The organism is Paenibacillus sp. FSL H3-0469 (assembly GCF_038051945.1).
Lineage (GTDB): Bacteria > Bacillota > Bacilli > Paenibacillales > Paenibacillaceae > Paenibacillus_AQ.
The window spans coordinates 7,471,506-7,496,844 of record NZ_CP150302.1 but is presented as its reverse complement, the minus strand read 5'-3'; the positions used below and the strand labels follow the sequence as shown (position 1 = coordinate 7,496,844).

The 25,339-nt window shown below is 53.1% G+C and carries 19 protein-coding genes; 5 read left to right on the top strand and 14 right to left on the bottom strand.

The window, feature by feature from the left end:
* Positions 1-111: 111 nt before the first annotated feature.
* From NSS83_RS32440 to NSS83_RS32395, 10 genes are all read right to left on the bottom strand, one after another.
* On the bottom strand, positions 112-1,371 hold the full coding sequence (locus NSS83_RS32440) for an endo-1,4-beta-xylanase (RefSeq protein WP_341347334.1): 1,260 nt from the start codon (positions 1,369-1,371) through the stop codon (positions 112-114).
* A 19-nt stretch (positions 1,372-1,390) separates the two neighbouring features.
* Positions 1,391-2,341 carry a carbohydrate ABC transporter permease gene (locus NSS83_RS32435; RefSeq protein WP_341186559.1) on the bottom strand — a complete coding sequence of 317 codons (951 nt, stop codon included), beginning with the start codon at positions 2,339-2,341 and terminating at the stop codon, positions 1,391-1,393.
* Positions 2,342-2,357: 16 nt separating this feature from the next.
* A complete protein-coding gene (locus NSS83_RS32430; protein WP_341020733.1) occupies positions 2,358-3,263 on the bottom strand; it encodes a sugar ABC transporter permease in 906 nt (301 codons plus the stop codon).
* A complete protein-coding gene (locus NSS83_RS32425; RefSeq protein ID WP_341186560.1) occupies positions 3,260-5,824 on the bottom strand; it encodes a DUF5696 domain-containing protein in 2,565 nt (854 codons plus the stop codon). Before NSS83_RS32425 ends, NSS83_RS32430 begins: the two co-directional genes overlap by 4 nt.
* Positions 5,825-5,838: 14 nt before the next feature.
* The gene (locus NSS83_RS32420; RefSeq protein ID WP_341186561.1) at positions 5,839-6,465 is read right to left on the bottom strand and encodes a YIP1 family protein; all 627 of its coding nucleotides are present in this window, start codon (positions 6,463-6,465) and stop codon (positions 5,839-5,841) included.
* Entirely contained in the window at positions 6,462-7,922 is a 1,461-nt protein-coding gene (locus tag NSS83_RS32415; RefSeq protein ID WP_341347333.1) for a hypothetical protein, read from the bottom strand. The genes NSS83_RS32420 and NSS83_RS32415 overlap by 4 nt, the downstream gene beginning before the upstream one ends.
* Before the next feature lie 18 nt (positions 7,923-7,940).
* Entirely contained in the window at positions 7,941-8,822 is an 882-nt protein-coding gene (locus tag NSS83_RS32410; protein ID WP_036724919.1) for a carbohydrate ABC transporter permease, read from the bottom strand.
* Entirely contained in the window at positions 8,819-9,784 is a 966-nt protein-coding gene (locus NSS83_RS32405; protein ID WP_341347332.1) for a sugar ABC transporter permease, read from the bottom strand. Before NSS83_RS32405 ends, NSS83_RS32410 begins: the two co-directional genes overlap by 4 nt.
* Positions 9,785-9,802: 18 nt before the next feature.
* Entirely contained in the window at positions 9,803-12,697 is a 2,895-nt protein-coding gene (locus NSS83_RS32400; protein WP_341347331.1) for an extracellular solute-binding protein, read from the bottom strand.
* 94 nt (positions 12,698-12,791) lie between these two features.
* The gene (locus NSS83_RS32395) at positions 12,792-14,180 is read right to left on the bottom strand and encodes an extracellular solute-binding protein (RefSeq protein ID WP_341186564.1); all 1,389 of its coding nucleotides are present in this window, start codon (positions 14,178-14,180) and stop codon (positions 12,792-12,794) included.
* Positions 14,181-14,433: 253 nt separating this feature from the next.
* Here NSS83_RS32395 and NSS83_RS32390 point away from each other — a divergent pair, with 253 nt between their 5' ends.
* From NSS83_RS32390 to NSS83_RS32375, 4 genes are all read left to right on the top strand, one after another.
* Complete coding sequence (locus NSS83_RS32390) at positions 14,434-15,204, top strand: helix-turn-helix domain-containing protein (RefSeq protein WP_341347330.1); 771 nt, start codon at positions 14,434-14,436, stop codon at positions 15,202-15,204.
* Positions 15,205-15,781: 577 nt separating this feature from the next.
* Positions 15,782-16,696 (top strand): ABC transporter permease subunit, encoded by a 915-nt coding sequence (locus NSS83_RS32385; protein WP_341347329.1) that lies wholly within the window; start codon positions 15,782-15,784, stop codon positions 16,694-16,696.
* A complete protein-coding gene (locus NSS83_RS32380) occupies positions 16,693-17,658 on the top strand; it encodes a carbohydrate ABC transporter permease (RefSeq protein WP_081751123.1) in 966 nt (321 codons plus the stop codon). The genes NSS83_RS32385 and NSS83_RS32380 overlap by 4 nt, the downstream gene beginning before the upstream one ends.
* 46 nt (positions 17,659-17,704) lie before the next feature.
* A complete protein-coding gene (locus tag NSS83_RS32375) occupies positions 17,705-19,501 on the top strand; it encodes a hypothetical protein (RefSeq protein WP_341186567.1) in 1,797 nt (598 codons plus the stop codon).
* A gap of 237 nt (positions 19,502-19,738) precedes the next feature.
* On the opposite strand, the gene NSS83_RS32370 is transcribed toward NSS83_RS32375, so the two are convergent.
* Positions 19,739-20,515, bottom strand: coding sequence for an alpha/beta hydrolase-fold protein (locus NSS83_RS32370; protein WP_341347328.1), 777 nt, complete (start codon positions 20,513-20,515; stop codon positions 19,739-19,741).
* Positions 20,516-20,639: 124 nt separating this feature from the next.
* Positions 20,640-21,494 carry a patatin-like phospholipase family protein gene (locus NSS83_RS32365; protein ID WP_341347327.1) on the bottom strand — a complete coding sequence of 285 codons (855 nt, stop codon included), beginning with the start codon at positions 21,492-21,494 and terminating at the stop codon, positions 20,640-20,642.
* 120 nt (positions 21,495-21,614) lie between these two features.
* On the opposite strand from NSS83_RS32365, the gene NSS83_RS32360 reads away from it, so the two are divergent.
* Complete coding sequence (locus NSS83_RS32360) at positions 21,615-21,986, top strand: MerR family transcriptional regulator (protein WP_341347326.1); 372 nt, start codon at positions 21,615-21,617, stop codon at positions 21,984-21,986.
* Positions 21,987-22,043: 57 nt separating this feature from the next.
* Here NSS83_RS32360 and NSS83_RS32355 read toward each other — a convergent pair whose 3' ends face one another.
* A complete protein-coding gene (locus tag NSS83_RS32355; RefSeq protein ID WP_341347325.1) occupies positions 22,044-22,943 on the bottom strand; it encodes a GNAT family N-acetyltransferase in 900 nt (299 codons plus the stop codon).
* Positions 22,944-23,153: 210 nt separating this feature from the next.
* On the bottom strand, positions 23,154-25,178 hold the full coding sequence (locus NSS83_RS32350; protein ID WP_341347324.1) for a right-handed parallel beta-helix repeat-containing protein: 2,025 nt from the start codon (positions 25,176-25,178) through the stop codon (positions 23,154-23,156).
* Positions 25,179-25,339: the final 161 nt, after the last annotated feature.

The window sequence follows — 25,339 nt, the reverse complement described above, 5'->3', positions numbered from 1 at the left end:
AGTTGCAACCTCACTTTGCAAGATTATTACTACCAGAATATTATATTATCCCGGCAAAAATAAAGGAATTGTAAGGTGCAATTCTTGTTTGGCTTACCCGTTCTTTACTATTTAGAAATCAGTGACCGCCTGGAAGGCCGGTTTGGGCTGATGGTGCCGGTCGAACAGCATCGGAGCCTCGGTGCGCTCAGTCGGGAAGGTGCTCAGCCAGGTATGATCATCCGCAATGCCCCAGAACATGACCCCGCTTAGCAGCTCCTTCCGATCTCTTAGAGCAGCGAATAGCTCACCATACCGCGCGGCCTGCTTCTGCAGGATATCCTCGGGGACTACAGGGCCGACATCGCTGAGATCATTATAGACATACAGGCTCATATCCAGCTCAGTAATCTGATTATCCAGGCCCAGAGCATGGAACTTCTCCATGGACCCGATTATGCTCTCCACCGTAGGATATTCCAGATTAATATGGGTCTGGTGGCCAACCCCGTCGATCGGCACTCCCTTCGCCAGCATGTCCTTCACCAGCTCGTAGAGCCGGTCCCGCTTCTCCGGACTCTCTGTGCCGTAATCATTAATGTACAGCTTAAGCTCCGGTCCTCCAGCCTTGCGGGCCGCCCGGAAGGCGGTCTCAATGAATCCGGTACCGGTAATCTTGTACCAGTCGCTGGCCCGCATACCGTCAGGGTCGTTAGGCTCTATCACCTCATTCACTACATCCCAGGAGGAGATGTCGTCCTTGTAACGGCTGACAACAGCAGTGACATAGCTGTCGAGCCGCTTCAGTAGCAGCTTCTTGTTCGCTTCGCGCTTCTTCGCATCGGTCTCATCGACCATCGCTCCGCCCGCCTCATCCCGGAAGAACCACTCCGGGGTCTGGCTGTGCCATACCAGGGTGTGGAAGCGCAGCCCCATGCCGTTCGCCTTGGCGAAGGCGACGATCCGGTCCGCCCGTTCCCAGGTGAAGGTGCCCTCAGCCGGTGCAATCGCATCCGGCTTCATCGCATTCTCGGCCACGAGCCAGTTCACATGCTTCTTCAGCAGCTCTGCCGTCGCTCCTTCTGTCTGGTCCGGCTCCACCGCAGCGCCTATGGGGAAGTAATCCGCATAAGCTGCCGCCAGCGGCGTGGCCTCCTGTTGCACCGGAGCTTCCGCAGCAGCTTCAGGCGAAGCTGTGGCGGAAGCTACCGGAGTCCCGGCGGGAGAAGCTGCCGGGGATGACGCCGCGCTCTCCTGCGGCCCGGGCGAGGGGGCAGCCGGAGCCGCGTCCCCGCCAGAAGCGGAGCAGCCGGATAACCATAGAAGCGCGGCTGCGAAGATTATACTCCGGGCCAGTCTGGCCGGAGTGCTTGTTCTGTTATTTTGGCGCACAGTCATCCTCCTTCTACAGTTAACCCACAATCCCGGTACGTTCAATACTCTCCACGAAATACCGCTGCACGAACAGGTAGATAATGATCAGCGGCAGGATTGCCAGCAGAATCCCTGTATCCTGGACCATGCTGAGGTAGAACGGATCGGCCTTGGAATTGGCGCCGTCCTCCAGCAGGATCTGCAGATTATACGGCAGTGAGCCTAGCTGGGTCGCCATCACCTTGCTGGATGTCAGATAGGTCGTGGTGAAGAAGCTGTCGTTCCATTGCCACACAAACGAGAAGAGCAGCACCGTAACTATAGACGGTATCGCGTTAGGCAGCATAATCCGGTAGAAGGTCTTGCCTACCCCGGCCCCGTCGATGTAAGCCGCTTCCTCCACCTCTTTGGGAATCCCCCGGAAGAACTGCCGGAAGATGAAAATGTACAACCCCGCCTTCAGCGAGTTCGCCGTAGCAGAGGTTAGAATAAACGGCCAGTAGGTGTTAAGCAGATTCACCGATTTGCCGCCGGTTAAGAGCGGAATCAGCCCCATCAGGCTGAAATCCTTCAAATTCAGGTAGACCGGAATCAGAATCGTGATCGGCGGGACCAGAATGGTCAATATAACTCCGGCGAACAATAGCTGGCTTCCCTTGAACTTCAGCCGGGCGAAGCCATACCCTGCAAGCGCGCAGGAGATGGCGGTTAAGATCGTAGTCAGCGCCGACAGAGTGAAGGTGTTCAGCAAGGCCTGCCAGTAGTCCATAATCCCAATTGCTTTGACGAAATTGTCGAGCGTGTAATGCTCGGGAAGCCAGACGACAATCGGCGAATACAGATCGCTCTTGGCCTTGAAGGCCGTGGATATCTTCTGGAGCACCGGATAGAGGATCACGAACGACAGGCCTGCAATGAGTGTCAGCCGCACGAAGGACCATACCCATTTCTTCCAGCGTTCGAGCGACAGTAAGCGGGTCGCATGCATTTGTCCCATCCTCCCTTTAATCATAGTAGAAGACCTTCTTCGAGATCAGATAGCTGCTGACAGCCAGAATTAAGGCCACTGCGGCGAAATACAGCCAGGCCATCGCAGAGCTTAGACCGAAGTTAAACTGGGTGAAGCCGGTCTCCCGGATCAGATCCGTCATGGCGTTATTCGAGAAGGAATCAATAATCGTATAGATGGAATTCACCAGAATGAGCGGGCTGACCATCGGAAAAGTGATTTTCCAGAAGGCCTCATAGCCGGTTGCCCCTTCCATCTTGGACGCCTCATACAGCTGCGGCGAGATGGTCTGGATGCCGGCCAGGAAAATCAGAATCTGTACGCCGGACTGGCTCACGATACTATAGATGCGGCTCACGGCGCTGGTCAGATAGTTCACGACCCATTCGCTTAAGCCCGCGTCCAACATCAGCCCCTCCAGCTCGAAGGTGCCCAGCCCCTGAATCGCTCCCGCACCGGCATTCTGGTCGTTGACCGCCTGAATCAGGCTGGTGCTCTCCAGGCTTAGAATGACCCCGGAGGCCAGAATGACAGGCAGAAAGAAGATCGAGCGGGCCAGCGATCGGCCGATGAATTTCTGATTCAGCAGCACGGCCAGAAACAGGCTGAAGATCACGATCAGCGGCACATTGATGACCATATTCATAATGGCATCGGCCAGCGAGCGGTTGAATTCGGTATTCACCGTCAGCGCTTCGACATAATTCTGGAAGCCGCTGAAATGAACAATCAGTCCGTCGGAGTTGGCCTGCACTGAGCTTAAGCTGTAGCGCAGCGAAGACAACAACGGAATCAGGAAGAAGAAGATGAACCCCAGCAGCCAGGGCAGCACATAGAAGAAACCCATGATTGCCTTCTGCTCATTGTAGGATCTGCGGTCCAGTCTAAGTATGGATTTCAAGATTGCTCACCACCTGTAATATAGCTTTCGGCCTCAACCGTCCGGCCCTCTGCAAGGACTGCGGTCTTATTGTAGTTGACGATGACAGACATCCCGTTACCGTAAGTGCTTTTATAGACACCGTCTGCCAGCTTCTCATGACCGGTCAGCCGCTGATTCTGAACGTTCTTCATCACTCCGTTCACTTCGGTATACATATCAGCCGCCTGGTTAATCCACTGCTCATAATGGACCGCATACAGGTTATCGAAGTCGGTATCCTTCACCTTGTAATTAGGCGCATGCATCCATTCATAATAGAGGCCGGAGCCATACTCCAGGCTCTTCAGGATATATTGCCTTGGATTCGTGAACGTGGACAGGTTAAAAGGCTTGCCGGTGTAATTCACATATCCCCGCACCACCATCGGATAGAACGGAATCTCCTCATCCTCCAGCTTGAACCGGCTGCTGGACACCGGAGCATCCGTAATGTCAGAGAGATACGGAAGGGCGTAGGCATTCCCGCCGTCCGCGAGAATGCGCATGGACGCTCCGGTGATCTTCTCCAGAGACTGGACCGATATCTGCTCGGACGCTGACCGGTCAATCTCTTGATTTTTACGGAAATCGCTGTTCAATTGATCGGCCATATCCCTCAGGGAGATGCCGCCGGTCTGAAACGGCGCAATCTCCTTCAGCGTGGCATCAACATATCCGCCGATCCTGCTTGGCGAAATAATATAGGCAGGGGTGAAGGAACGGTCCCGCCGGTTCAAGGCCATATTATACGGATAGACGGCGGCCGGAATCTCACTGAGCATCCGGGAAGCCTTCTGGTTAATCCGGAAGCCTGAGGTCTGGTTCGCCCGCAGCAGTGCGACGTCAGGGAAGAGCTGAATGCCTTGCTCCTTGGCGTAGGCAGTCAGCCGCTCCAGCCCTTTGCTGCCTCCGATTGCCTTATCCACAGACAGCTGGTCCGGCACCTTATGATCCAGGCCCCGGTTGAACCAGCCCGCATACTTCAGCTTGATGTTATCAATCCCGCGCTGCTTCATCTGCTCCAGAATCTTTTGCGCTTCCTCGAAGGTGGTCAGCGCCTCCAGCGATTGATAAGGAATACCCAGGACATGCTTGGTCTTCGTGATTCCGCCCACCAGCTCCAGATAGAACGGCGTATTTACCGGGGAGTCTGCGGAAGCCGGCGGCTGTGCCTCAGGCAGTCCGCCATGCTCCGCCAGATAGCTCTGGTAATAACGCGCCATGCCCGGATAGGAAGCTTCCTCTCCGCTCAGGAATGCATAACGGACGACGTAATCTGTCTTAGGCGGCTCCTGCTGGAATTTCGGCAGGGTGCGGTTCTGGTCGCTTGACGTCAGGGTAAGATCCCCCTTGGCAATCAGGGTAAAGCTCGGATACACGTAATTGTATCCATTCAATCTGCCGCTGGTATCCGCATTGATGGTGGCCAGAGAAGCACCTTGTTCAATAATGCCCAGCATGGCGCCTTCCTCCCGGATCAGGCCGAACACCGGCAGCTTGACCTCCTGCTGCTGCGCATAGGCATCCGTGGTCTCCATCGTCCCGTCCACACCATACACGGCCTGCTTATATGCGGGATAACGGATCTTGCCGTTATTGAAATGAATCAGCGCTCCTGAGCCGTCCGGCACCAGGATGGACCCGGCATCCTTGCTCCCTCCGGCACCCAGGAAGCTCAGCAGGGAGATGTCATTCACCGGATAATCCGCAGGATAACGGATATCCGCTACCGGTACCTTGACGACCAGCTGGTCCCCGTCCAGGGCATATTCAATGGCGAGCTGGAAAATACGCGGCGCAGGCTTGGTCTGGCTGAGGTTGTTCTCGGCGATATCCTGCTGCAGATCCTCCTCGGTATATCCAGCCTTCTCGAAGCCCTTCAGCGTCCGCTCCAGCTGAAGCCCCTTCAGCGCTTCATCGTTTCGCGTATAGACTCCGTTCTCCTCATCGAAGGTATAGGCAATTTTCATCGTCCGTTGCCCGGTCTTATCCATCTTGCTCATGATCTTCTCCTCGAACCGCTCCTTGCCCATCTTCATCGGCAGGTCCTCTGCTGTTGCAGCCGTCGTTCCGAACTGGTAGAAGACCTTGACGCCCCCAGGCGTCAGTTCCATCTTCATTTGCTTATGGGCCACGCTGTCCGTATATGAATTGACAGAGCTGACCTGACCCAGGTTGTTATAGAAATCCAGCTTGAGCTGCGCGGACAGCAGGTCTTTATTATCCCCGCTGGCCTTGGCATCCGCTTCACGGTCCAGCGGATTGCTGTACCAGACCGTGCCGTCTGACAGATTCTTGACGGCGATCCCTCCGGTAGCTTCGTCCATGAACAGCCGGAGCTGCGCGTTCTCAAGTACGCCTGTCATCCCGCTCACCCCAGAATCGGTGAAGGCAGATTTCAGCGCGCTCCCTTCCGTAAAGGACACTTCAAGATTCGGTTCATGCCCGCTGGCCTGGCTGTCTGAGCTTGACGCCGAACAGCCGGCCAGCACACTCACACTGAAGAGAATCGAGAGCAGCATGATTAACGGCTTCCTCATTCCCGGTCCTCCTCCTATCTCCTTAAGACAATTTCTTGATATATGGTCGAGACGAATGCAATCATCTGCTGAACCAGACTGAAGAACAGCAGGGTCAGGAAAGCCATGAAGGCCATAGCGAGCAGCGTCAGCAGAATCGTCCCGATCGTTTTGGACGGGGAGAACTGATGAACGGTCATAATGCCCACATACATCAGCAGTCCCGACCAGAGAATGGCAAAGTTTTTGAAAAAGTAATAAAAAGAGCTCTCCTGGGCCGAGATGAAATTACTGATCCAGATCCAGGGGAAATTAATCAGCACAATCGGAAGCAGTGCGAAGCAGGTGGTAATAAAAATCTCCACGAACTTCCCTTCCCCATCCATCAGCGTGGTCAGCGACCAGTTGGCCACACACCAGAACAGAACAGGAACCAGCACATAGACCGCTTCCAGCAAGCTGTTCAGATACCGGGGATTATTCAGGTTTACCAGGAACCCGCTGTATTGTTCGCCCAGCACATTCGTCAGAATCAGCATAAACAGAATGCCGAAGGAGAGGATCAGACTGGTTTTTTGACTGCGTTCATATTTGAGGTCCCAGTATCCGTTGAACGGATGAACCATCACATACAGCGGATGTTGCAGCGCTTCTCTGTTCAATGGAGCTCCACCTTCTTTCTGGCCTTCATTTTCCGGAACATTCTCAGGCCCAGCCATAGGGCTACAAGTGCGATCAGACCCGTCATAATGGTGGAAAAATGTCCGCGAAGCACTTCCTTACGGTAGAGCAGGAACGCTTTGGAATAGTTGGTCCGGTCCATGCTGCGCTCGAAATACTCCGCCGACTCCTTGTACTCGCCTTGCCGCAGAAATGCCTTGCCTATGCCCGCATAGGCATACTCCATATTCGCATTCAAGTTAACGACCTTGCTGAACTCCCGGGAGGCCATCTCCTCATCACCGTTATAGTAGCTGCGTACGGCACTGTTCAGCGTTCTTCCATACTCTGTAGTCTGGAATACCGTGATTTCACCCAGCGCCTGATCCAGCACCAGAATATCGTCACCGCTGTGCTCAATGGCAACCGGAGTGTTGAATTCGCCCAGACGGTTACCGATTCCGCCGAAAATGTACAGCAGATAGCCGTCCCCGTTGTACGTGAACACCCGGCCCCGGCTGGCATCCAGCACCGCGTATATTTCACTGTCGCTCACATCAATATCCACGAGCCGCGGGGCACCGCCTGAGCGCGTGGAGTAGAGCAGATCGCCGCTGGGCTTGTAATAGCCCTCTCTCCGCAGAATATCCGCACCCTGCGCGTTCAGCTTCTTGATCGGGTCCCCGTAATCGTCACCGTTGGTAGCGTACAGAAAGCCTTCGTCATTAATGTCCAGATTCGTGAACTCGGTTGGCGTATACATGACCATCTGCTCGCGCTGCGCCTTGGTGGAGATCGATTTCCAGAAATACTCCACCGCATCGACATGCACCCGGTTCGCGCCAATGAATGATTTGAACACACCATCCGCCCCGAATTCCATGAAGCCGTCGAAAACGCCGGCCGACATCACATAGATGCGGTCCGCCTTGTCTACAGCAACACGGACAGGCTGAAATTCAAAGTTCGCCTGCAATAGCTCGGACTTCGGGGCTTCAATGATCCCCACCGCCTTGAAGCTGCTGTCGAGATGGACGATACGCTTATTGCCCGTATCTGCCACATACACTTCCTTCTGCTGCGTCACATAGATGCCCTGCGGATTGTTGAACTTCTCCGCCTTCCCCTTGAACTGGAACGCATCTACCGTCTTGACAGATTTGTAGTCCTGATCCAGTATGACAAACCGGTTATTGCCGCTATCCAGAACATAGATCTGCTTATCTGCTGTAACCTGAATATCCTGCGGATTGTTGAAGGGGCCCGCACCGGAGCTGGCACCCGTGATGAGCGTAGTAGCCTCGTAGGCGGACGGAGCCGCCACCGCATTCCCCCAGTATGAATAATTGTAGGAAGGGGCTGCGCTCTCTGCCAGGGCCAGCTCTCCGCCAAGCCCCAGACTGACCAGGCAGCACAAGGCCAGCAGACCGGTTCTCAGTTTCTTTATCCTTGCGACCATTGTCACCGTTCCTCCTCTCTACTCTTTCATACCGGATGTGGCCATCGTCTGGATGACACTGCTCTGTGAAATAATGAACAACAGAATCGGCACAGTCATCAGCAGCAGCGCGACTGCCGCTCCGACCCCGGCACGTGCAATCCCGCCCTGGATCACCTGGCTGAGCGCATAGTGAAGCGTCTTCAGGTTCTCACTGTAGATGAAGCTGCCTCCATCTGTGCCCCACAGCGCCGGAAATTGCAGAATCATCAGCGTCAGCCAGGCCGGCTTCACATTCGGCATTACGATTTGCCAGAACACGCGGTACTCGTTCGCACCGTCGATTTTGGCCGCCTCAATCAGCGCATCCGGGATCTGCTCCATGAACTGCTTCATCAGGAACAAGCCTAGGGAAAAGGCCAGTGACGGCACGATAATCGCCGCTTGGGTGTTGATCCACCCCAGCTGCGACATGACCAGATAGTTCGGTATTGCCGTAACATGCGGCGAGAACATCAGGGACAGCACTACAATTTTGAACAGAATGCTTGAACCCGGAAATTTGAACTTGGCCAGCGGATACGCTGCTGCCGACGCCAGCAGGATATGCCCTGCGGTTCCTACCAGTGTGATCAGCAGCGTATTCGCAATATATCTGGTGAACGGCACCCAGGAATTGCCCATGATCACCATCAGATCGGTGAAGTTCTCCAGCGTAGGGTTCCGCACCAGAAATCTCGGCGGGAAGATGAACAGCTCATCCAGCGGCTTGAAGGCATTGTTCACCGTGTAGATCAGGGGAAGAACCATGAATGCGCCGAAGCCCAGCAGCAGGCCGAAGAGCATAAAGCTGACAGCAAAGGAACGGTTCAGTCTTTTTTGAGGGCGAAGAGCCCCTATCACTCTTGAATACAGGGTCATTCACCCACCTTTCGGAGCAGCTTCTGGGTCATCATGTTGGTTCCGAGCATGATCGCGAAGAGAATGGTAGCAATCGCAGAGGCGTATCCCATCTCAAAGCGCAGTGTCCCGTAATCCATCAAGTGCGTTACCACCGTATGTCCCGCATAGTTGACGCTCGGGAAGCCCGCAAGCGCAATAGAGACCTCGGCCACCGCGAAGGAAGCGGTAATCTGCATGACCGCGCCGAACATCAGCTGCGGACGCATGGACGGCAGGGTAATGAACCACAGCTCCTGCCAGCGGTTCCTGATTCCGTCCATCGCTCCCGCCTCGAACAGCGTCTGGTCCACGGTCTGAAGTCCGGCGATGAAGGCCAGGAAGCTTGTGCCGAGACTCAGCCAGAGCTGCACAATAATGATGATGGGAAGAATGTATTTCTCATTCTGCAGCCATATAATCGGCTCCAGCAGCACCCCGATCTTCATCAGGAAGCCGTTGAGATAACCATAGCTGTCCCCTGAGAAGACGATCAGCCAGATGAAGAACACATTGCCCGAGATGGAAGGCGCATAGAAGACCAGCGTCATCAATGACCGGACAAAGGGCGACAGCTCATTAATCAGCCAGGCGAACAGGAAGCATGCGATATAGCTTAACGGGCCTGTGATGACAGCGAACAGAAAGGTGTTCTTCAGTGCGATCATGAACACATCATCGCCCAGCAGCAGCCTGGAATAGTTCTCCCAGCCTATGAATCTCGGCGTCTCCAGCATATTGAAATAGAAGAAGCTCAGCCCGAAGGAGACGACCACCGGGATCACTGTGAACAGGAAGAAGATGATCATATAGGGACTCATCATGAAATAATAATGCTTGCTCTTCTTGATATCTCTCCATAATTGCGCCAGGCGGGATTCCTTGATCGGACCGCCAGCCAGCCCTTGCAAGGCTGGTTCAGTGGTATTGTGTATTTGTACCATCAGCTTGCAGCCTCCAACCTAATACGGAAGTTTGAATTCCTTCCGTTTGATCTGAATTTCATCGTTAATGTAGATCAGATAATCCGACAGGGCTTCACGCGGATTCACCTTCCCGTTGACCACCTTGCGGAACGCATTGTCCAGATGCCGGCCTGTGAAGTACCCGCCCGGAACCTGAGGGTTACCCTTCACCCATTGCCACTGGCTCTCCAGCTCCTTGTAATCCTTCACCGGCCACGGCAGCTCCTCCAGCGCTTCAATGTTCGCGGTCGGATAACGTGCCGCCGCTCCCATCAGCCCTTCCATTTCCCGGCCGTACTGGACCTGGGTGTCCTTGTCTGTCCACCACTTCATGAATTCCCAGGACGAATCCTTGTCCTTGGCATTCTCCAGCAGCATGACGCCGGTTGTATGGCTGGCCACGCTATGGTCCACCGTGCCGTCCGCCTGCTTCGTTCCCGGCACCACCGTGAATTCCCACAAATTGCGGATTTCCGGCGCCATTACCGTCAGGCTGTTATAGATGGTATAATCAGCAATCCCGATCGGGATCTCGCCTGTACGGAAGCGGTTCGGAAAGTCCACCTTCACCGGGAACTTGTAATTGGTATAGAACTGGGTCCACTTGTTAAATTCACTCATGGAGATCTCCGAGTTCAGCGCGCTCCGCCTCTGGTCATCCGTGTAGAGCTGCCCGCCGTTCTGGTAGAGCAGCATGGTGAAGGCTGCATTGGGCACCAGCGTCGCGTTGTTCAGTGTATCCTCCAGCGGAAGATAGAACTCCAGATTATGTCTCTGCAGAACAGAGACCACATTGTAGACTTCCTCCCACGTAGTAGGCGGCTCCAGGCCAAGCTCCTGCAGAATATCCTTCCGGTAGAACAGCATCGGGAAAATCTGCTGCTCAGGCAGCCCGTAGACGCTTCCGTTGTACTTATAAGGGGTGAGCGCACTGTCCCGGAAGCGGTCAGCCACTTCTTTGAAGTCAGCGAACTGGGACAGATCGGCCGATGCTTTGCGCATCGCATAGTTCACTGGAAGGTCCTCACCGATCTGCATGGCTACGTCCGGCCCTTCTCCCGCCAGGGTTGCCGGCAGCAGAATGTTCGGAGGCACCAGCCGCAGCGCCACAGAGATGCCCGAATCCGGTGTAAAGGTATCATCAATCATGCTCTTCATCACTTGAGCCTGATCCCGGCCTGTCGATATCCAGACCGTAATCGCCTTCTGGTTCTTCGTCACGTTACCGATACTGTCGTAGTCTTCGGTATACGAGGCACCATAGGCTCTCAGCTCATGCTTCAGCTTCTGGAAGAAGGTCGCCTGTGCAGACGGAAGGGGCTTATCCGGCGCCGAGACCACCAGCGAATCCAGTGTCAGCGGCTGTTCCCGCACACTAAGAATCCAGGTCCCCAGACCGCCGACATTTGTCTTGAAGGAGACCAGACGTTTAGCTACCGTGTCCGGGTGCTTAGCCATATCCTCCAGCTGGGTAACCATCGAGTACAGCACGGATACCTTATCGCTGCGTTCTCCGGTGGCCTGCTCCAGATATTCGCCGACACTGCGGATAATCTCCGCCTGCTCCCGGAATACCTTGGTCATCTGCGGTATGCGCTTCTCCAGCTGATAGTCGCGGAACTTATCCGGGTTATTGGAGGTAATCGCCAGAATATTACGGTACATTTCATTCAAGGTCAGAACACTGGACTGGATAGTACGGACCAGCGGCGCAATATCGCCCAGGGTCACGGTCAGTCTCAGCTTGTGCGTCCCTGGTGTAAGATGGAACAGGTAAGGCTCTTCCCCGCCAAGTACATTCATCTGCCAGCCGGGAGAGTAATTGAAGCGGATCTGCTTCATCTCAGTGAACGGATATTCACCGTCAATCGTAAGGCTGCGGTTGGCATAGACACCCCGAAGCTGATTCTGCTTCTCCTTGAGCGCTATCCGGTACAGACCTTCTTCAGGGACATCAATCTCCCATTCAATCCATTGCCCCGGAAGCTTCCAGTTCACCCCGCCGATGGTGTTGATCCTTAAGTTCGAGACTGCATAAGGAACCACTGCCGGGCTGGAGCGGTCGGATAACGGGTATAGAGTCGGCGAGGATTTGGCGGATGCCGCTTCGGCCTGGACCTCGATATAAGGCTCTTTTACCGGCTGAAGGCCCTTAGTCTCATACTGCTGCTTAGCCTCTGCGTAAGACTGCACTGTCCGGTCCTGGAACAGCTCAATATAATCAATGGCCATCGGCTCACGGAGCGCGGTCAGCGACAGCGTCTGGTTCCCTTGCTCCAGGTAGAAGGCATAGGGCTCCTCATAGAAGCCTTCACTGTCCGCTATGACCGTGGACTGCCACACCGGCTGCTCCACCTGTCTGGGGCGCAAATCGTTGCCGCGGTCATCCTGCTTAATGACCTCTTCACGGTTCCCCCAGACCCGGTCGAAGAGCAAGGTATCCGCTCCCTTGAACGGTACCTCGCGGTTGATCGATAAGGAACGCTCAATCGACGAGCTTTTGCCTTCCACCGGATAATAATGAACCCGGATGTTATACAGCCCGGATTCCGGAACCGGCACCTCCCAGGAGATGGTTCCCGATTCCGGGGTAATGACTGCTGTTCCGTCAAGCCCCTCGAATTGCTGCTTCACCTCGAAGGCATCTCCGCTGCCTGGGGAATAGCTCTCCCCTTCGATGCGGATCTCCCGGTCAGGGCGCGGGGCATCCACGTGTTGCCTCAGATAGGCTTCATAGCCGCCTTCTTCGGCATCCTGTGCGGCTGCCGTGAACTTGCCTACTGCAGGAGAGTCGGAATGCACAGGCTGCCCCGGGGAATTAAATATCCAGATCGTCCCGGCCAGCAGGACAACAACCAATATAACTGCTATGTTCCTGATTCGAATATTCAATCGTACTCCTCCCCTTAAGCGATGGATCATATAAAATGCCGCAAGAATGGGAACAACAGTCCGCGGGGGACTGTTGTTCCATGCGGATATCCGTTTATTTTTTGTAGACCGCGTCTACAGATGCCTGAACCTTCGCCTTGTACTTCTGAATGACAGTCGAAGCTGAAGTTCCCTTCTTTAGCTCATCTACCATCTCGTAGTACGGCATAGTCGAGAAGGTGTTATGGTTCGTTAACAGCATGCCGCCTTCGACCAGCTTGGCGTTGTTGATATCGTCCTCGTTGTCATACGTGCTCTCCAGCGAAGCCTGCTTCGGATAATCATAGATCGACTCGATATCGTTGATCTTCTCCCAGATATAGAGCAGCTGGTCCGGATTCTCGGCTTTCTTCGGGATGGTCAGGAACTGGACATTGGATTCCACACTGTGGTATTCGGTAGCATTAGGCCCTTTTGGAAAAGGAACAAAGCCGATATCATAATCCTTCATATCCGTCTTGAAGCCGTTCGCCTCATAATCTGCTCCTGCATACATCAGCGTGTTCCCCTGGCGGAAGAACTGCGCCGGTTCCTGCCAGTCCCCGCCTTCAGTCGGCCGGGCTACCTTCTCGGCACCCAGCTTGGCGATGAACTTGAATACCTCCAGCAGCTTGGGATCATCGAGATTCTGCTTGTCATCAATGGTCAGATCGGTCTCGTTAGAGGCCATCGCCATTTCCAGGAACCCGCCTGAGGCCAAGCCCCATACATCAAGTTTCCCGTTGTTATCTGTATCCTTGTTCGCTTCTTTGGCGACTTGGGTGAAGGTCTCCCAGTTCCAGTTATCCTCGTTCACATATTCCTGGAGCGGCTTCATGCCCAGCTTCTTCATCAAAGTGCGGTTATAGAATATCCCGCTGATCAGGTTACCCGCATTCTCAGAGAAGCCATAGCCCCGGCCCTCATATTGCGAGAATTCCGTAGTCATCCGCTGATTGAAAGCATTCTCGTTCTTGGTGTATTCGTCAACCGGCCAGAACATATCCTGCTTCGTCAGCACCGGAATCATATAGCCCTTGCCCATTCTGACAATATCGCCAAGCGGTTCACCGGCAACCAGTGAAGCCACTACCTTCTTCTGGTATTCACCGAAGTCCAGCGCTACATATTCAACCTTGAAATTATGCTTGGCCATCAATTCCTTCAGATTCTTCGAGCGCTGGATATTGTCCGGGTTATCCTCGGGAATCTTCATATCCCACCAGGAGACAATCTTGATCGTTCTGCCGCCCATATCGAAATCCTTGTCCGGTGTAGCATTGCTAGGCTGCGCAGTCGCTGTAGCTTCCGCAGTGGCCTCAGCGGCCGGAGCCTCCGTAGCCGCCGCCGGCTGGGCTGATGCTCCCCCTCCGGCGTTCCCGCCGTTCCCCGCTCCGCCGCATGCCGTCGTGGCTGCTAATAACAACGTACTAATGAATACTGACATTACTTTTTTTGCCCGCATGATCTGTCCCCCCAAATATGAATGACTTACCTCGAAAGTTTAGCGCTTACATTTTCAGGCAGCAACCCGTCTAACTTCAGGTGTTCACCTGTCAAATTATAGGTCGGGTCCGCAAGTCCTTATCCACCGGGCTACCGGATTTCGATCAGGTAAACAAATGGAGCCTGGTGCAAGAATTGCACATTGTAGCGCCTGGCTCTGTTGCACATAATGAATGAAGGAAGCTTAACTTCTCTCTGAAAGCGGGGTCATCATGTTGTACAGAATCTTATGTGTAGAGCGTAACCGTCTGGTGCGGGAGATCGCTTCTTATATGGCAGGGAGCAAACTTAAGAATTTTATCATTCATGCGCATGCTGATTATTCATCCGATATTCTGCGGCTGATCCGCAGCGAGGGGATATCACTGGTTCTTCTGAACATCAGGGACGCCCATGCGCCGGGCATGAGAGTCTGTGAGCAGATTAGACAGGGAAGCTCCGTTCCGATTATCCTGCTCGGAGGCAGCGGGGATTTCGGGCTGGCGCGGCAAGCTTTACTTTATAATGTAAGCGATTACTTGACGGACCCGGTGGACCCGGCTGAGCTGGGCGGAAGTCTGGAAGCGGTTAGACGGATACTGGCTCCAGCCGGCAGACCGGCTGCTGCGGAGCAGGATTATGCGGAGTTCACCCTACAAAAAGAGCCGCCCTCCCCGTCTCCAATTGTCAGTACGATCAAGCAATACGTGGATGAGCAGCTCCATCGTAATATTACGCTCAAGCAGATCTCCGACTCCTTGAACTTCAATTGCGCCTATCTCGGACAGAAGTTCAAGCAGCAGGAGAATATGTCCTTCAACGAATACCTCCTGCGCCAGCGGATGGAGAAGGCCAAGCTGCTGCTGGAAACGACCGACATGAAGATCTATGAGATTGCAGACGCTGTGGGGTATTCGGAAATCGACTGGTTCTACAAGAAATTCAGAGAATACACGGGAACCAGTGCCAATGAATACCGCAAGCAATGCTTCATCACTGCCTGAGGCGGAGGGGTTGGAGGGAGCGGCCTGTACGAAATCTGGAGCAAGGCTCTGAATAAGTACAGCCTCTGCCTGCCAGACCCTAGAAGCGCTGCTACCCGTCCGTTTGACGAATTCAGGTGCATTAATGCCCCTCATTCAGCTCATCCGCCCGCATTTGATGAAATCAGGTGCATTAATGCCCCTCATTCAGCTCATCTGCCCGCATTTGACGAAATCAGGTGCACTTATGCCCCTCAGTCGGCTCATCCGCCCACTAACCTCCCGTGTTCCTTTCTTCCCACTCCTATAAACTCCGGTTTCATTCGTGTTTCCTGCTTCTCTTTCTTGCCTCTCCCATGCAAATGCCCTTTTCGTCCGCGTCTCCTTCACCTTACAATAGATCAATAATTGGTGAGGATCGGTCATTGTAGGAAGATAGACGATAACTTATTATAGTTTCATACATGAAAGCGTTATCAAAAACCGGAGTTGCTTACTGAAGAAGGGGGATGACAGACAGACAAATGCCCGGGATTGCTTGCCCCGGCTTAGCTTCAGGAAGCAATCATACAAAGAGAATATGATGAGGAGTGAAACAATGCGCAGCCAGAGCATGAGAAGCAATTCGTTCCGGAAATTCCTTTACATCTCTCCCTTTATGCTTTTACTCGCTGTCTTTGCCTACTATCCGCTCTATGGATGGGTATATGCCTTTTTTGACTACACCCCGCCTATCCCGTTGTCCGCCTCCGAGTTCGTCGGTTTCAAATGGTTCCATTCCCTGGTTGAGAATCAGGTCAAGATCGACCAGTTAATGCAGGTCATCTGGAATACCTTCGGCATCAGCGGACTGGGCATCCTTTTCTCCTGGCTCCCGATGATCTTCGCTATCTTCCTGACCGAAATCAAGGCGGTACGTTTCCGCAAATTCATCCAGACGGTCACCACGCTGCCGAACTTCATCAGTTGGGTGCTTGTGTACTCCCTCGCCTTCTCCATGTTCTCCAGCGAAGGGATGGTCAACGGCTTCCTGCATATGACCGGGCTGACCGATTCTCCAACCATGTTCCTGCAGAGCTCCGAGCATGTCTGGTGGACGATGTGGGCTTGGGCTACCTGGAAGACACTGGGCTGGTCCGCCATTCTGTACATCGCAGCCATCATGGGCATCGACGAATCGCTGTATGAAGCGGCTTATGTAGACGGGGCTACCCGGATGCAGGTGATCCGCCATGTCGTATTGCCAAGCATGATGCCAACCTACTTCGTCCTGCTGATGCTCCAGATTGCCAGCTTCCTGAACAACGGATTGGAGCAGTATTTCGTATTCCAGAATGCGTTTAACAAGGACACTATTCAGGTTCTTGATCTATATGTGTATAACCTCGCCATGGGCGGCGGCAGCTATTCCGTCTCTGTTGCGATCAGTATGCTGAAGAGTGTGATCAGCGTGGTGCTTCTCTTTTCGGTGAACGGGCTGTCCAAAATGCTGAGAGGAGAGGGCATTGTATGAGTGACAACCAGACCAGTCTTACGCCAAACACCCGTGAGATCGACATCACCAAAAAAACGGTCAAAATGCAGGTCAGCGCTACCGATAAAATCATCTCTACTATTATCTATATCCTCTTCTCCCTGTTCGCCTTCATCTGCGTTTATCCGTTCTACTCAATCATTATCAATACGATCAGCGCGAATGATCTCAGTGCGAAGGGCGAAATCATTTTCTGGCCTAAGGGGATTCATTTCCAGAATTATATCGATGTGTTCAAAATCCCGGGTCTGGGCAATGCCTTCATGATCTCCCTCGGCAGAACCGTAATCGGTACGCTCCTGACCGTCGGCGCCTCGGCCTTCCTTGGATTCATGTTCGCGCAGGAGGACATGTGGGGCAAAAAGTTCTGGTACCGCTTCACCATTATCACGATGTTCTTCAACGCCGGAATCATTCCTTGGTATCTGACCATGAGATCGCTGCATCTGACGGACAACTTCCTGGCTTATATTCTTCCGTCCGTTGTTGCTCCTTTCTTCATTATCCTGGTCAAAACCTTCGTCGAGGCAACACCGAAGGAGCTCCAGCAGGCGGCCAGCATTGACGGCGCAGGAATCTTTACGATTTTCTATAAAGTCATTCTGCCAATCAGCAAGCCGATCCTTGCAACCGTTGCCATTTTCTCGGCGGTCAACCAGTGGAACTCCTTTCAGGATACGCTTTTGCTGGTAACGGATAGTAAGCTCTACAGCTTACAGTTCATACTGTATAACTACATCAACCAGGCGAGTTCCTTGTCGACCATGGTCAATCTGCAGAATGCCGGCTCAACGGCCATGGCTACTCTGGCGACCAAGCAGACCTCTACCTCCATCCGCATGACCGTAACCATTATCGTAGTCGCACCTATTCTGCTGGTATATCCGATCTTCCAGAGATTTTTTGTAAAAGGAATTATAATTGGTGCGGTCAAAGGCTAATCCGCCAGCGCCATTTATGATACATTAAACATTCGGGGGGCTACACATGAAAGCACACATTAAGCTGGGCAGAAAGTCCGCGCTGTTACTAGGGACGACCATCCTGCTGGTAACAACGGCGCTAAGTGGTTGCAGCGGTAATTCCAACAATGGAGGAGCTGCTGCGGGGACGGCCGAACCCGGAACACCTACTGAGTCATCCGATCCGGGCACAAGCAAAGGCATCGATCACAGCAAACCTCTAACCATTACGGTATTCGACAACGCAGCTAACTATCAAGGGGAGCAGACGGGATGGTACGGCAAGCTGCTTAAGGACAAATTCAATATCACGCTGAACATTCTGGCTCCGCAGGTAGCGGGCGACCAGCTGTACAAGACCCGCTCGGCATCCGGTGACCTCGGCGACCTCCTGATTATTGAGAACAGCCAGCTCGAGGAACTGATTCCGGCAGGCATGATTATGGATCTAACCGACATGATTAAGAACACGGAGCATCTGTCCCAATATGTAGACAATCACTTTAAGCCGTTCAATGTGGCCTTCGAGAAGCAGAATCCGGACGGTAAAATCTATGCTCTCCCGGCCTTCACCGCCGATACTTCACCAACGACCTTTTCGGAAGAGCTGCCATACTCCAGCCCGATTATGCCTTGGGATTATTACAAGGGAATCGGCGCGCCAAAGCTGAATAATCTAAACGACCTGATGACAGCCCTGAAGGACATGCAGGCTAAATATCCGAAGACTCCGGATGGCAAGCCGATTGTTCCGATTACACTGTGGAAGGACTGGGACGGCGGAAGCATGGAGAATGTCCGGTGGCTGAGCAACTGGTATGGCTATGAGCAGCCGAACGGCACGACAACGATTCAATTGAATGCCAAAGGCGACATCGTGCCGATCGTAGACGACAACAGCATGTACAAGAAGATTCTGCAGTTCTATTATGACGCTAACAAAATGGGTCTCGTCGACCCGGATTCCCCTTCCCAGGACTGGAACAAGGTATCTGAGAAGCTGACCAACAAGCAGGTGCTGCTCCTGTGGTACTCCTGGCAGAGAGGCTTCTACAACACGATTGAACGCGGCAACCAGGGTGACGGCAACGTAGCCGTTCCGATCGGCGATACCCATCTGATCCAGAACAGTGATGCTTACTTCGGGAACGGCAGAGTGTTTGCCATCGGCTCCAAAGCGAAAGAACCGGAAAGAATCATGGAACTGATGGACTGGATGTCCTCTCCTGAAGGCCTGCGTTACTATACCAACGGCTTCGAAGGCTTCAACTATGAAAAAACACCGGACGGCAAATTCAAGCTGACCGAAGTTGGTCAGACTGCATTCCAGGAAAACACCCCGGTCCCTGCTGAATACGGCGGCGGCGGTTACCAGGATGGCCAGAGCAAGGTCAACTCGATGATTATGAGTGATTTCGTGACCGACCCGGAAACCAAAGAGTTCTACAACAGCACCTACTGGGCATCCACCATTGAAGCCAACAAGACTGCGTTAACTACAGATTGGCAGAAGACCTATGATGCTACTACTCCGACTGAGTACTATACGAAGAACAACATGATCGACATCGTGCCGAACATCAATACCAGTCTTGGCTCCGATTCCTCTGACGTCAAGAACAAACGCAGCCAGATCTCGGATTATGTCAAGAACACCTCCTGGAAAATGATCTTCGCCAAGGACCAGGCCGAATTCGACCAGCTCTGGACCAAGCTGAAGAGCGATGTCGAAGGACTCGGCTGGAACGATGTCTTCGCAGTAGACAAGGAAAGAGCAGACAAAATCGTTAAAATGCGCGCTGACGCGATTGCCAATAAATAAGCGGTGACCTGCAAAGCGCGGAGATGATAGAAAAGGCAGCCCCCGAGCCATAGATATGGCTTGGGGCTGCCTTTTTTGCGCTTCAGTGAATGTAAGACACACTGACGCACTACTATTTAAAACTGGAAGCATTATCGTCACTGCCGTGAACATTTGGACTTCTAAGGATTACCCGGCATACAGCGGCAACTTCCAGCCAGAATAAAAGGCGCCCGCTCAGGACGCCCTCTACACCATTTAAAAAATAAGCTGCGCAAACTGATACAGCCCGTTCTTCCAGACCGGCCAGTCATGGTCGCCCTGCTCTTCGACCCAGATATGCGGCACGTTATGCTCCAGGAAGTAGGCATGGGTGCGGTCGCTGACATACTTCAGGTTGTCCCGGTCTCCGCAGGATAACCAGAGCAGGTTAAGCGCGTCCGCTACCTTCTGCGGATCAGGTACCAGCAGCTCTGGCTCCTTCGTGTTAGGTGCCGCAGAGAAGGCCCCTACCCAGGCGAAGCGATCCAGGTTGTTCAGACCCATATTGAGCGATTGCCCTCCGCCCATGGATAAGCCGGCCAGCGCACGGTGCTCCCGGTCCGTCAGCACGGAATAATTCGCTTCGATATAAGGGATCAGATCGTTCAGCAGATCAGACTCAAAGGTTGCAAAGGCTTCCAACTTGTCAGGCGCGAAAATGTCGCCCTCCGCCCGGTCATTCTGCATCGCCCGGCCGTTCGGCAACACAACAATCATCGGCTTCAGCTTGTGATCGGCATACAGATTGTCGAGAATAATCTGCGGAGTGCCGTGGGTGAACCATTCGTCCTCATCCCCGCCGATGCCGTGCAGCAGGTACAAGACATTATATTTCTCTGTGCTGGAATAACCGGGCGGTGTGTATACTCTTGCCTTCCGGGTGGTGCCCACTGTTGCAGATGGATATTCAATCATCGTGATCTTACCACGCTCAATCCCTGCTTTCTCCTGATCATATCCCGCTGCTTGTGTTGTATACTTCTGTTGGTTCATGTCCAAAGCTGCTCATTCCTCTCATAGATTATATGTATATCTCCACACTTTGTTTATTCGATAAACTAAGTGTGAAATCCTGCTGAGGAAGCTCGTTCGGAAAAATATATATGGAGTATGCTTCTTACCACATAGTCAGAACGGCTTCGGCGATAGAGCATCCCTGCTCCCGCCCCGCGACCGCCGATACGCCGCGGCGGGTCTGGTCGTAGATATTCGAGCCGATCGACTCAACGCTGCGTCCATTGGGTGTTATGAGATAAACGTCCGCGCTTGTACGCATGCTTGCTGCATCATCCGCCGCTCCCGGGATGGAGCCATAACCATTCGGCATTGGGGAAAGAATCACGATTCGTTCATAACCTTCAGCCAGCCTTGAATTGGTCGTGGACACCATTCCTCCGTCGGTCCAGAAGCGGTCCCCGATTGATACAAGCGGCCAAATTCCTGGAACGGCTCCGCTCGCCGACACGGCATCGGGCAAAGAAATACCCGCTTGATGATCGAAAGTATGAAGTTCCCCGGTATTGGCATCGATAGCGGTCACCTTAAGATTCGCCGGCCATTTTCTGGTCACAAGGCGACTCTCGACCACGCTGCGCCGCTGTTCAGGCGACACAGGGGAGGGATTATTTTTGGCGATACGGCCGAATTCTGCCCCGACTTTTCGCGGATCGCTTCCTCCCGTGGCAAATGCCTTATACCATGCTTGCATCAATTCTTTGGACGCGGCAACCGGTATCTCGGCCGAGTTCGTGTCCGACTGGGCAGCAAACAGTTTATTCATCTCGTACCCGCTGGCCAAGGCCGCTCCTACAAACGCACCGGCGGACGTTCCGATGATCACGTCAGCCAGGTGGAGGTCTACTCCGGATTCGAGCAGTCCCGCTAAGACACCAACCTCCCATGCGATGCCCGTTACGCCACCGCCCCCCAAAACTACAGCCCGGCTCGGTGAATTCCATTTCTGAGCGTTCATTCACAGTTCCTCCTTCTGCTTCGAAAATGGTACCCATTCGTTTGACAAGGTTCCATTAGACTTTTAGAGTATAAACTATAAAGTATACTTGAAGGTCAAGCCTTAATGCGGAAGGAAAGCATGAAAATTCATGTGCTGGCACAGAAGACCGGGTTAAATCCGCCGACTATTCGTTATTACGAGAAGGAAGGATTGCTGGATAGACGCCACGTTGAGCGCAGGGACAATAATTACCGCGACTATACCGAGGATGCAGTCGAACACCTTTTACTGATCAAAAGGGTTCAGGCTGCGGGTTTTACGATAAGGGAAATCAAAGTTATTTTGAAGGAAGAAGACGGGAACAAGCTTGAGCTCTCCCGGGCCATTGAATATTTGCGGAAGAAGATGAAGGAAATGGACCTCAGGAAAAGAGAATTGGAACAATCGCAGTCTCTTCTCGCCCGGATGCTAGACAACAAATTGGCGCTGCTGGAGAAGAAGGGAACATAAGAAAATAAGGCGTTACCGTAAGAAAGGATGAACTATTTCCGGGGTAACTTACTAGTTTTAATGTTCATACACATACGAATGAAGTGGAACCATCTCCACCGGCTGCAGAGATTGATAGAGTGCATTAGCCTCGGCAGAAAAACCCGTAATATATGCCGTTGTCACACCTTGCTCCTTCAGCCGCAAGAAGCAGGCTGTAACAACCGCCTTGCCGAAGCCCCGTTGCCAGTAATCCGGATGGGTCCCAATCGTCTCTATAACCGCGAGCCCGTTATCCTGATCCACGAACCCGAAACAGAAGGCAACAGGCCGCCCCTTATCGTCAACCACCGAGAGATCAAGCTCCGCACGATAGGACTTTAGATCTTTTCTCCAGTAATCTGAGTTCCCGACATTGACATCATCCGGAGAGAAGATCTGCTCAATCAAATTGCTCTTCGCTCTCTCGTCAATCCCTTCCGCCATGCAACGGATATAGTATCCTTCTTCCAGCTTCAAAGTGTAATCCGTATGCGCAAGATCGTATCTTCGGGTGTTCCCGATATGAGAATCCTGCACAAATCCTTGGTCTAATAATGCCTGAACCTCCAGACCGTAGGGATAGCAATCGGTGTTAAGCTTCTTTTTCCCTTCGCCCCATACCTTCCGGGCCCATTCCACCATCTCGCCTGCCAGCTGCGGATCATCCGGGTGGACAATTAAGCTGAAGAAGCTGCCCCCCGATTCGGAAATGAACAAGCCTATGATCTCACCGGCTTCATTCTTCCATAGGCGTGCATTCTTTTCCATGAAATTAGGGTCTGTGCTTTTAGCGGCTTCATACCGCTCCCAGAACTCGAATCTGACAAATTCCCAGGTCTGAAGCTTACCCGTCAAAGTTACCATTTTTCTCAAAAAGGCATGAACGTTGTTGAAGTTCTCCGGGGTGTCTGTATACTTTTCTTGTACTGTCTTCATCTCTACATCTCCATTCGTTCGACTCTAATCTAATCATTTCAAGCTTCTTCTATTATATGGAAGTCTCCTCTCCCTTTATAGGCAGAGATCGGCTATAACCATCTGTACTATTGCATTCAGCATTGTTGCACTTCTTGCAAGATTTCTCATTTCATGCACCACACAAAAGCCTGTCCACAGGGACAGGCTCTCAGTCATAACCATTCAGTTCTACAGCACTATTTTCACCGCAGCATTCTCTGTTAATTCAAACGGTCCAGGCGTTACATTCGAGTCCGGACGCTGTTTACCGAAGAAATCGCGGTCGAACCGGTACGGCGAGCCGTCCGGCTCCTCATAGCGCATCTCGGCGTGATAGCTTCTGCCCAGCAGATTCGTGGTGACCACGGTCGGCGCGGCTGCACGCAGCAGCTCAGGGTTCACGATATGCACCTGCACCTTGCCGGAAGCCGGATCAACCTCAATCTCAATGCCTTTGTCAGCATAGACCTTCGCATGTGGCTCATGCGCACCCGGCACCGCATCTTTCAGATACAGATTGCCTTGAATGGCTACAGGAAGGGCCATCTGTTCAGGATGGAACGGCTTCCCGGAATCGATCAGCGCCTTGATCTCTTCCCTGGTGTATTCCCACCACTGCTTATCCCGGGCATTCGGATGCTCGTTATAGCCGCCCAGTCCAACAGGATGCAGGTAACAGCGGGAATTGTCAGGGATACCGTCCATTACCCGTTCACCGTTATCGTTAAGCTGCTCTCTCGGGGTAAGCGGCAGATGCTCGAAGAATGTCATCGGCACTACCTCATCGTCCGTGTCCTCATCACGCAGGAAAATATTGTTATAGTATCGGTCATCACCGCCCGTGAAGTTGCTGTAACCGGCAACCGCTGTCTCATGCGGCATATGGTACGGCGTATAACGGGTAAGCTCAGGACGCACTACGAACCTGCCGGCGAACAGATTGTGGACGAATGCGCCGCCCTGGGCCATATTGCGGAAGTTCATCGGCGACAGGAACAGGTTGTGATCGACCATATAAGGACCGTGGCAGACCTCCATGAAGAAATCCTCGGACAGGTTGTCGTAGAACACATTCCGGCTGATCCGGGTACCCTGCGCCTGCCAATCGAGCCATAACGCCCGGTAGGAGCTGTAAATAACATTGCCGCAAATTTGGGTATCCAGTGAAGCATGGAGCTTGATTCCGCCGACCTCTGCCCCGTGAAAAATCCGTTTATGATGAATATTATAAATCCGGTTCTGGATAATCTGGCTGAAGGCCCCACCCAAATGTCCGACGACTCCGGCCTGCTCACAATCATGAATCACGTTATTGCGCACGATATGACTTCCGATGTTGTCCTTATGCCAATCCTGGCGGAGTGCACGGAAAATAACCTCCTGCTCCCGCTGCGTCCCGCCCTTCATCCGGCCATTCGACCACTCGTTATGCCCGGTTGAGATTTCTTTGCCCAGGCTCACCCCTGTGCATTTGGACTCGCAGATGTGGTTGTCCTCAATGATCCAGCCCTTGCTCCAGTGCGGGCCGATCAGCCCTTCCTGCAGCGCCGTCGGCGGTGCCCATTGGGGAGAAGCCTGGCGGAGCGTGAAGCCCTTGACGGTTATATAGCCCCGTCCTGTCTTCTCCGGCCAGAAGCAATAAGGTCGAACGCTGATCTCCACATTCTCCCTGCGGGGGTCCTTGCCTCCGAAGCTCGCCCAGATCTTAGTAGCATTGGAGCTTACCTCCGCATACCACTGCAGAAGAGAATCCTGCGAGTATTTGGCCTGAGGCCATACCTTCGGATCGCGCAGCTTGGTAACGCTATCACATTCGTACAGCGATTTGCCGTCCAGGTAGACCTCCCCCAGATGCGGCTCGAACGCCCCTTCGAACAGCCAGTCGCCATACAATTTCTCTTTGAAAGGATTGCGCACAGCAAACAGGCTGTTCGGTACCTCTGTACTCCAGACACCGTCCCCTTCATCCTGCCAGTCTGCCACCGGCTCAGCACCTGTGATGATGACCTCCCCATCTCCGGCAGCCTGATAGACAATCCTTAGTTCTTCTGTTCCTCCGTTAGCCGGGTTCACCCATTCCCTGTATGTACCCGCATGAACGGTAACTGTATCTCCAGGCTCCGCCAGCGCCGCAGCGCGGGAGATGGAGCGGAAAGGCTGATCCGCTGTACCCGGAGCCTGATCGCTCCCTTGCATTGCAACATGATATTCCATATGAACATCCTCCTCTTTCTTATATGTCATATGGACATTTTAAATGAAAATACTATATTATGCTATAACCATGTATACATTCCTAATAGAAAAGACCGCAGGCCTTGTACATCCGGCATACGATCCTTCTATGATAATTCCCCCTAAGGGAGAACTCTTGT

What these genes read in the sequence shown, in the direction of transcription:
- NSS83_RS32385 (WP_341347329.1), top strand. Translation starts at nt 15,782, where the DNA reads ATGCGCAGCCAGAGCATGAGAAGCAATTCGTTCCGGAAATTCCTTTAC.
- NSS83_RS32380 (WP_081751123.1), top strand. Translation starts at nt 16,693, where the DNA reads ATGAGTGACAACCAGACCAGTCTTACGCCAAACACCCGTGAGATCGAC.
- NSS83_RS32395 (WP_341186564.1), bottom strand. Translation starts at nt 14,180, where the DNA reads ATGCGGGCAAAAAAAGTAATGTCAGTATTCATTAGTACGTTGTTATTA.
- NSS83_RS32365 (WP_341347327.1), bottom strand. Translation starts at nt 21,494, where the DNA reads ATGAACGCTCAGAAATGGAATTCACCGAGCCGGGCTGTAGTTTTGGGG.
- NSS83_RS32375 (WP_341186567.1), top strand. Translation starts at nt 17,705, where the DNA reads ATGAAAGCACACATTAAGCTGGGCAGAAAGTCCGCGCTGTTACTAGGG.
- NSS83_RS32410 (WP_036724919.1), bottom strand. Translation starts at nt 8,822, where the DNA reads ATGACCCTGTATTCAAGAGTGATAGGGGCTCTTCGCCCTCAAAAAAGA.
- NSS83_RS32360 (WP_341347326.1), top strand. Translation starts at nt 21,615, where the DNA reads ATGAAAATTCATGTGCTGGCACAGAAGACCGGGTTAAATCCGCCGACT.
- NSS83_RS32435 (WP_341186559.1), bottom strand. Translation starts at nt 2,341, where the DNA reads ATGCATGCGACCCGCTTACTGTCGCTCGAACGCTGGAAGAAATGGGTA.
- NSS83_RS32425 (WP_341186560.1), bottom strand. Translation starts at nt 5,824, where the DNA reads ATGAGGAAGCCGTTAATCATGCTGCTCTCGATTCTCTTCAGTGTGAGT.
- NSS83_RS32370 (WP_341347328.1), bottom strand. Translation starts at nt 20,515, where the DNA reads ATGAACCAACAGAAGTATACAACACAAGCAGCGGGATATGATCAGGAG.
- NSS83_RS32405 (WP_341347332.1), bottom strand. Translation starts at nt 9,784, where the DNA reads ATGGTACAAATACACAATACCACTGAACCAGCCTTGCAAGGGCTGGCT.
- NSS83_RS32350 (WP_341347324.1), bottom strand. Translation starts at nt 25,178, where the DNA reads ATGGAATATCATGTTGCAATGCAAGGGAGCGATCAGGCTCCGGGTACA.
- NSS83_RS32355 (WP_341347325.1), bottom strand. Translation starts at nt 22,943, where the DNA reads ATGAAGACAGTACAAGAAAAGTATACAGACACCCCGGAGAACTTCAAC.
- NSS83_RS32415 (WP_341347333.1), bottom strand. Translation starts at nt 7,922, where the DNA reads ATGGTCGCAAGGATAAAGAAACTGAGAACCGGTCTGCTGGCCTTGTGC.
- NSS83_RS32390 (WP_341347330.1), top strand. Translation starts at nt 14,434, where the DNA reads ATGTTGTACAGAATCTTATGTGTAGAGCGTAACCGTCTGGTGCGGGAG.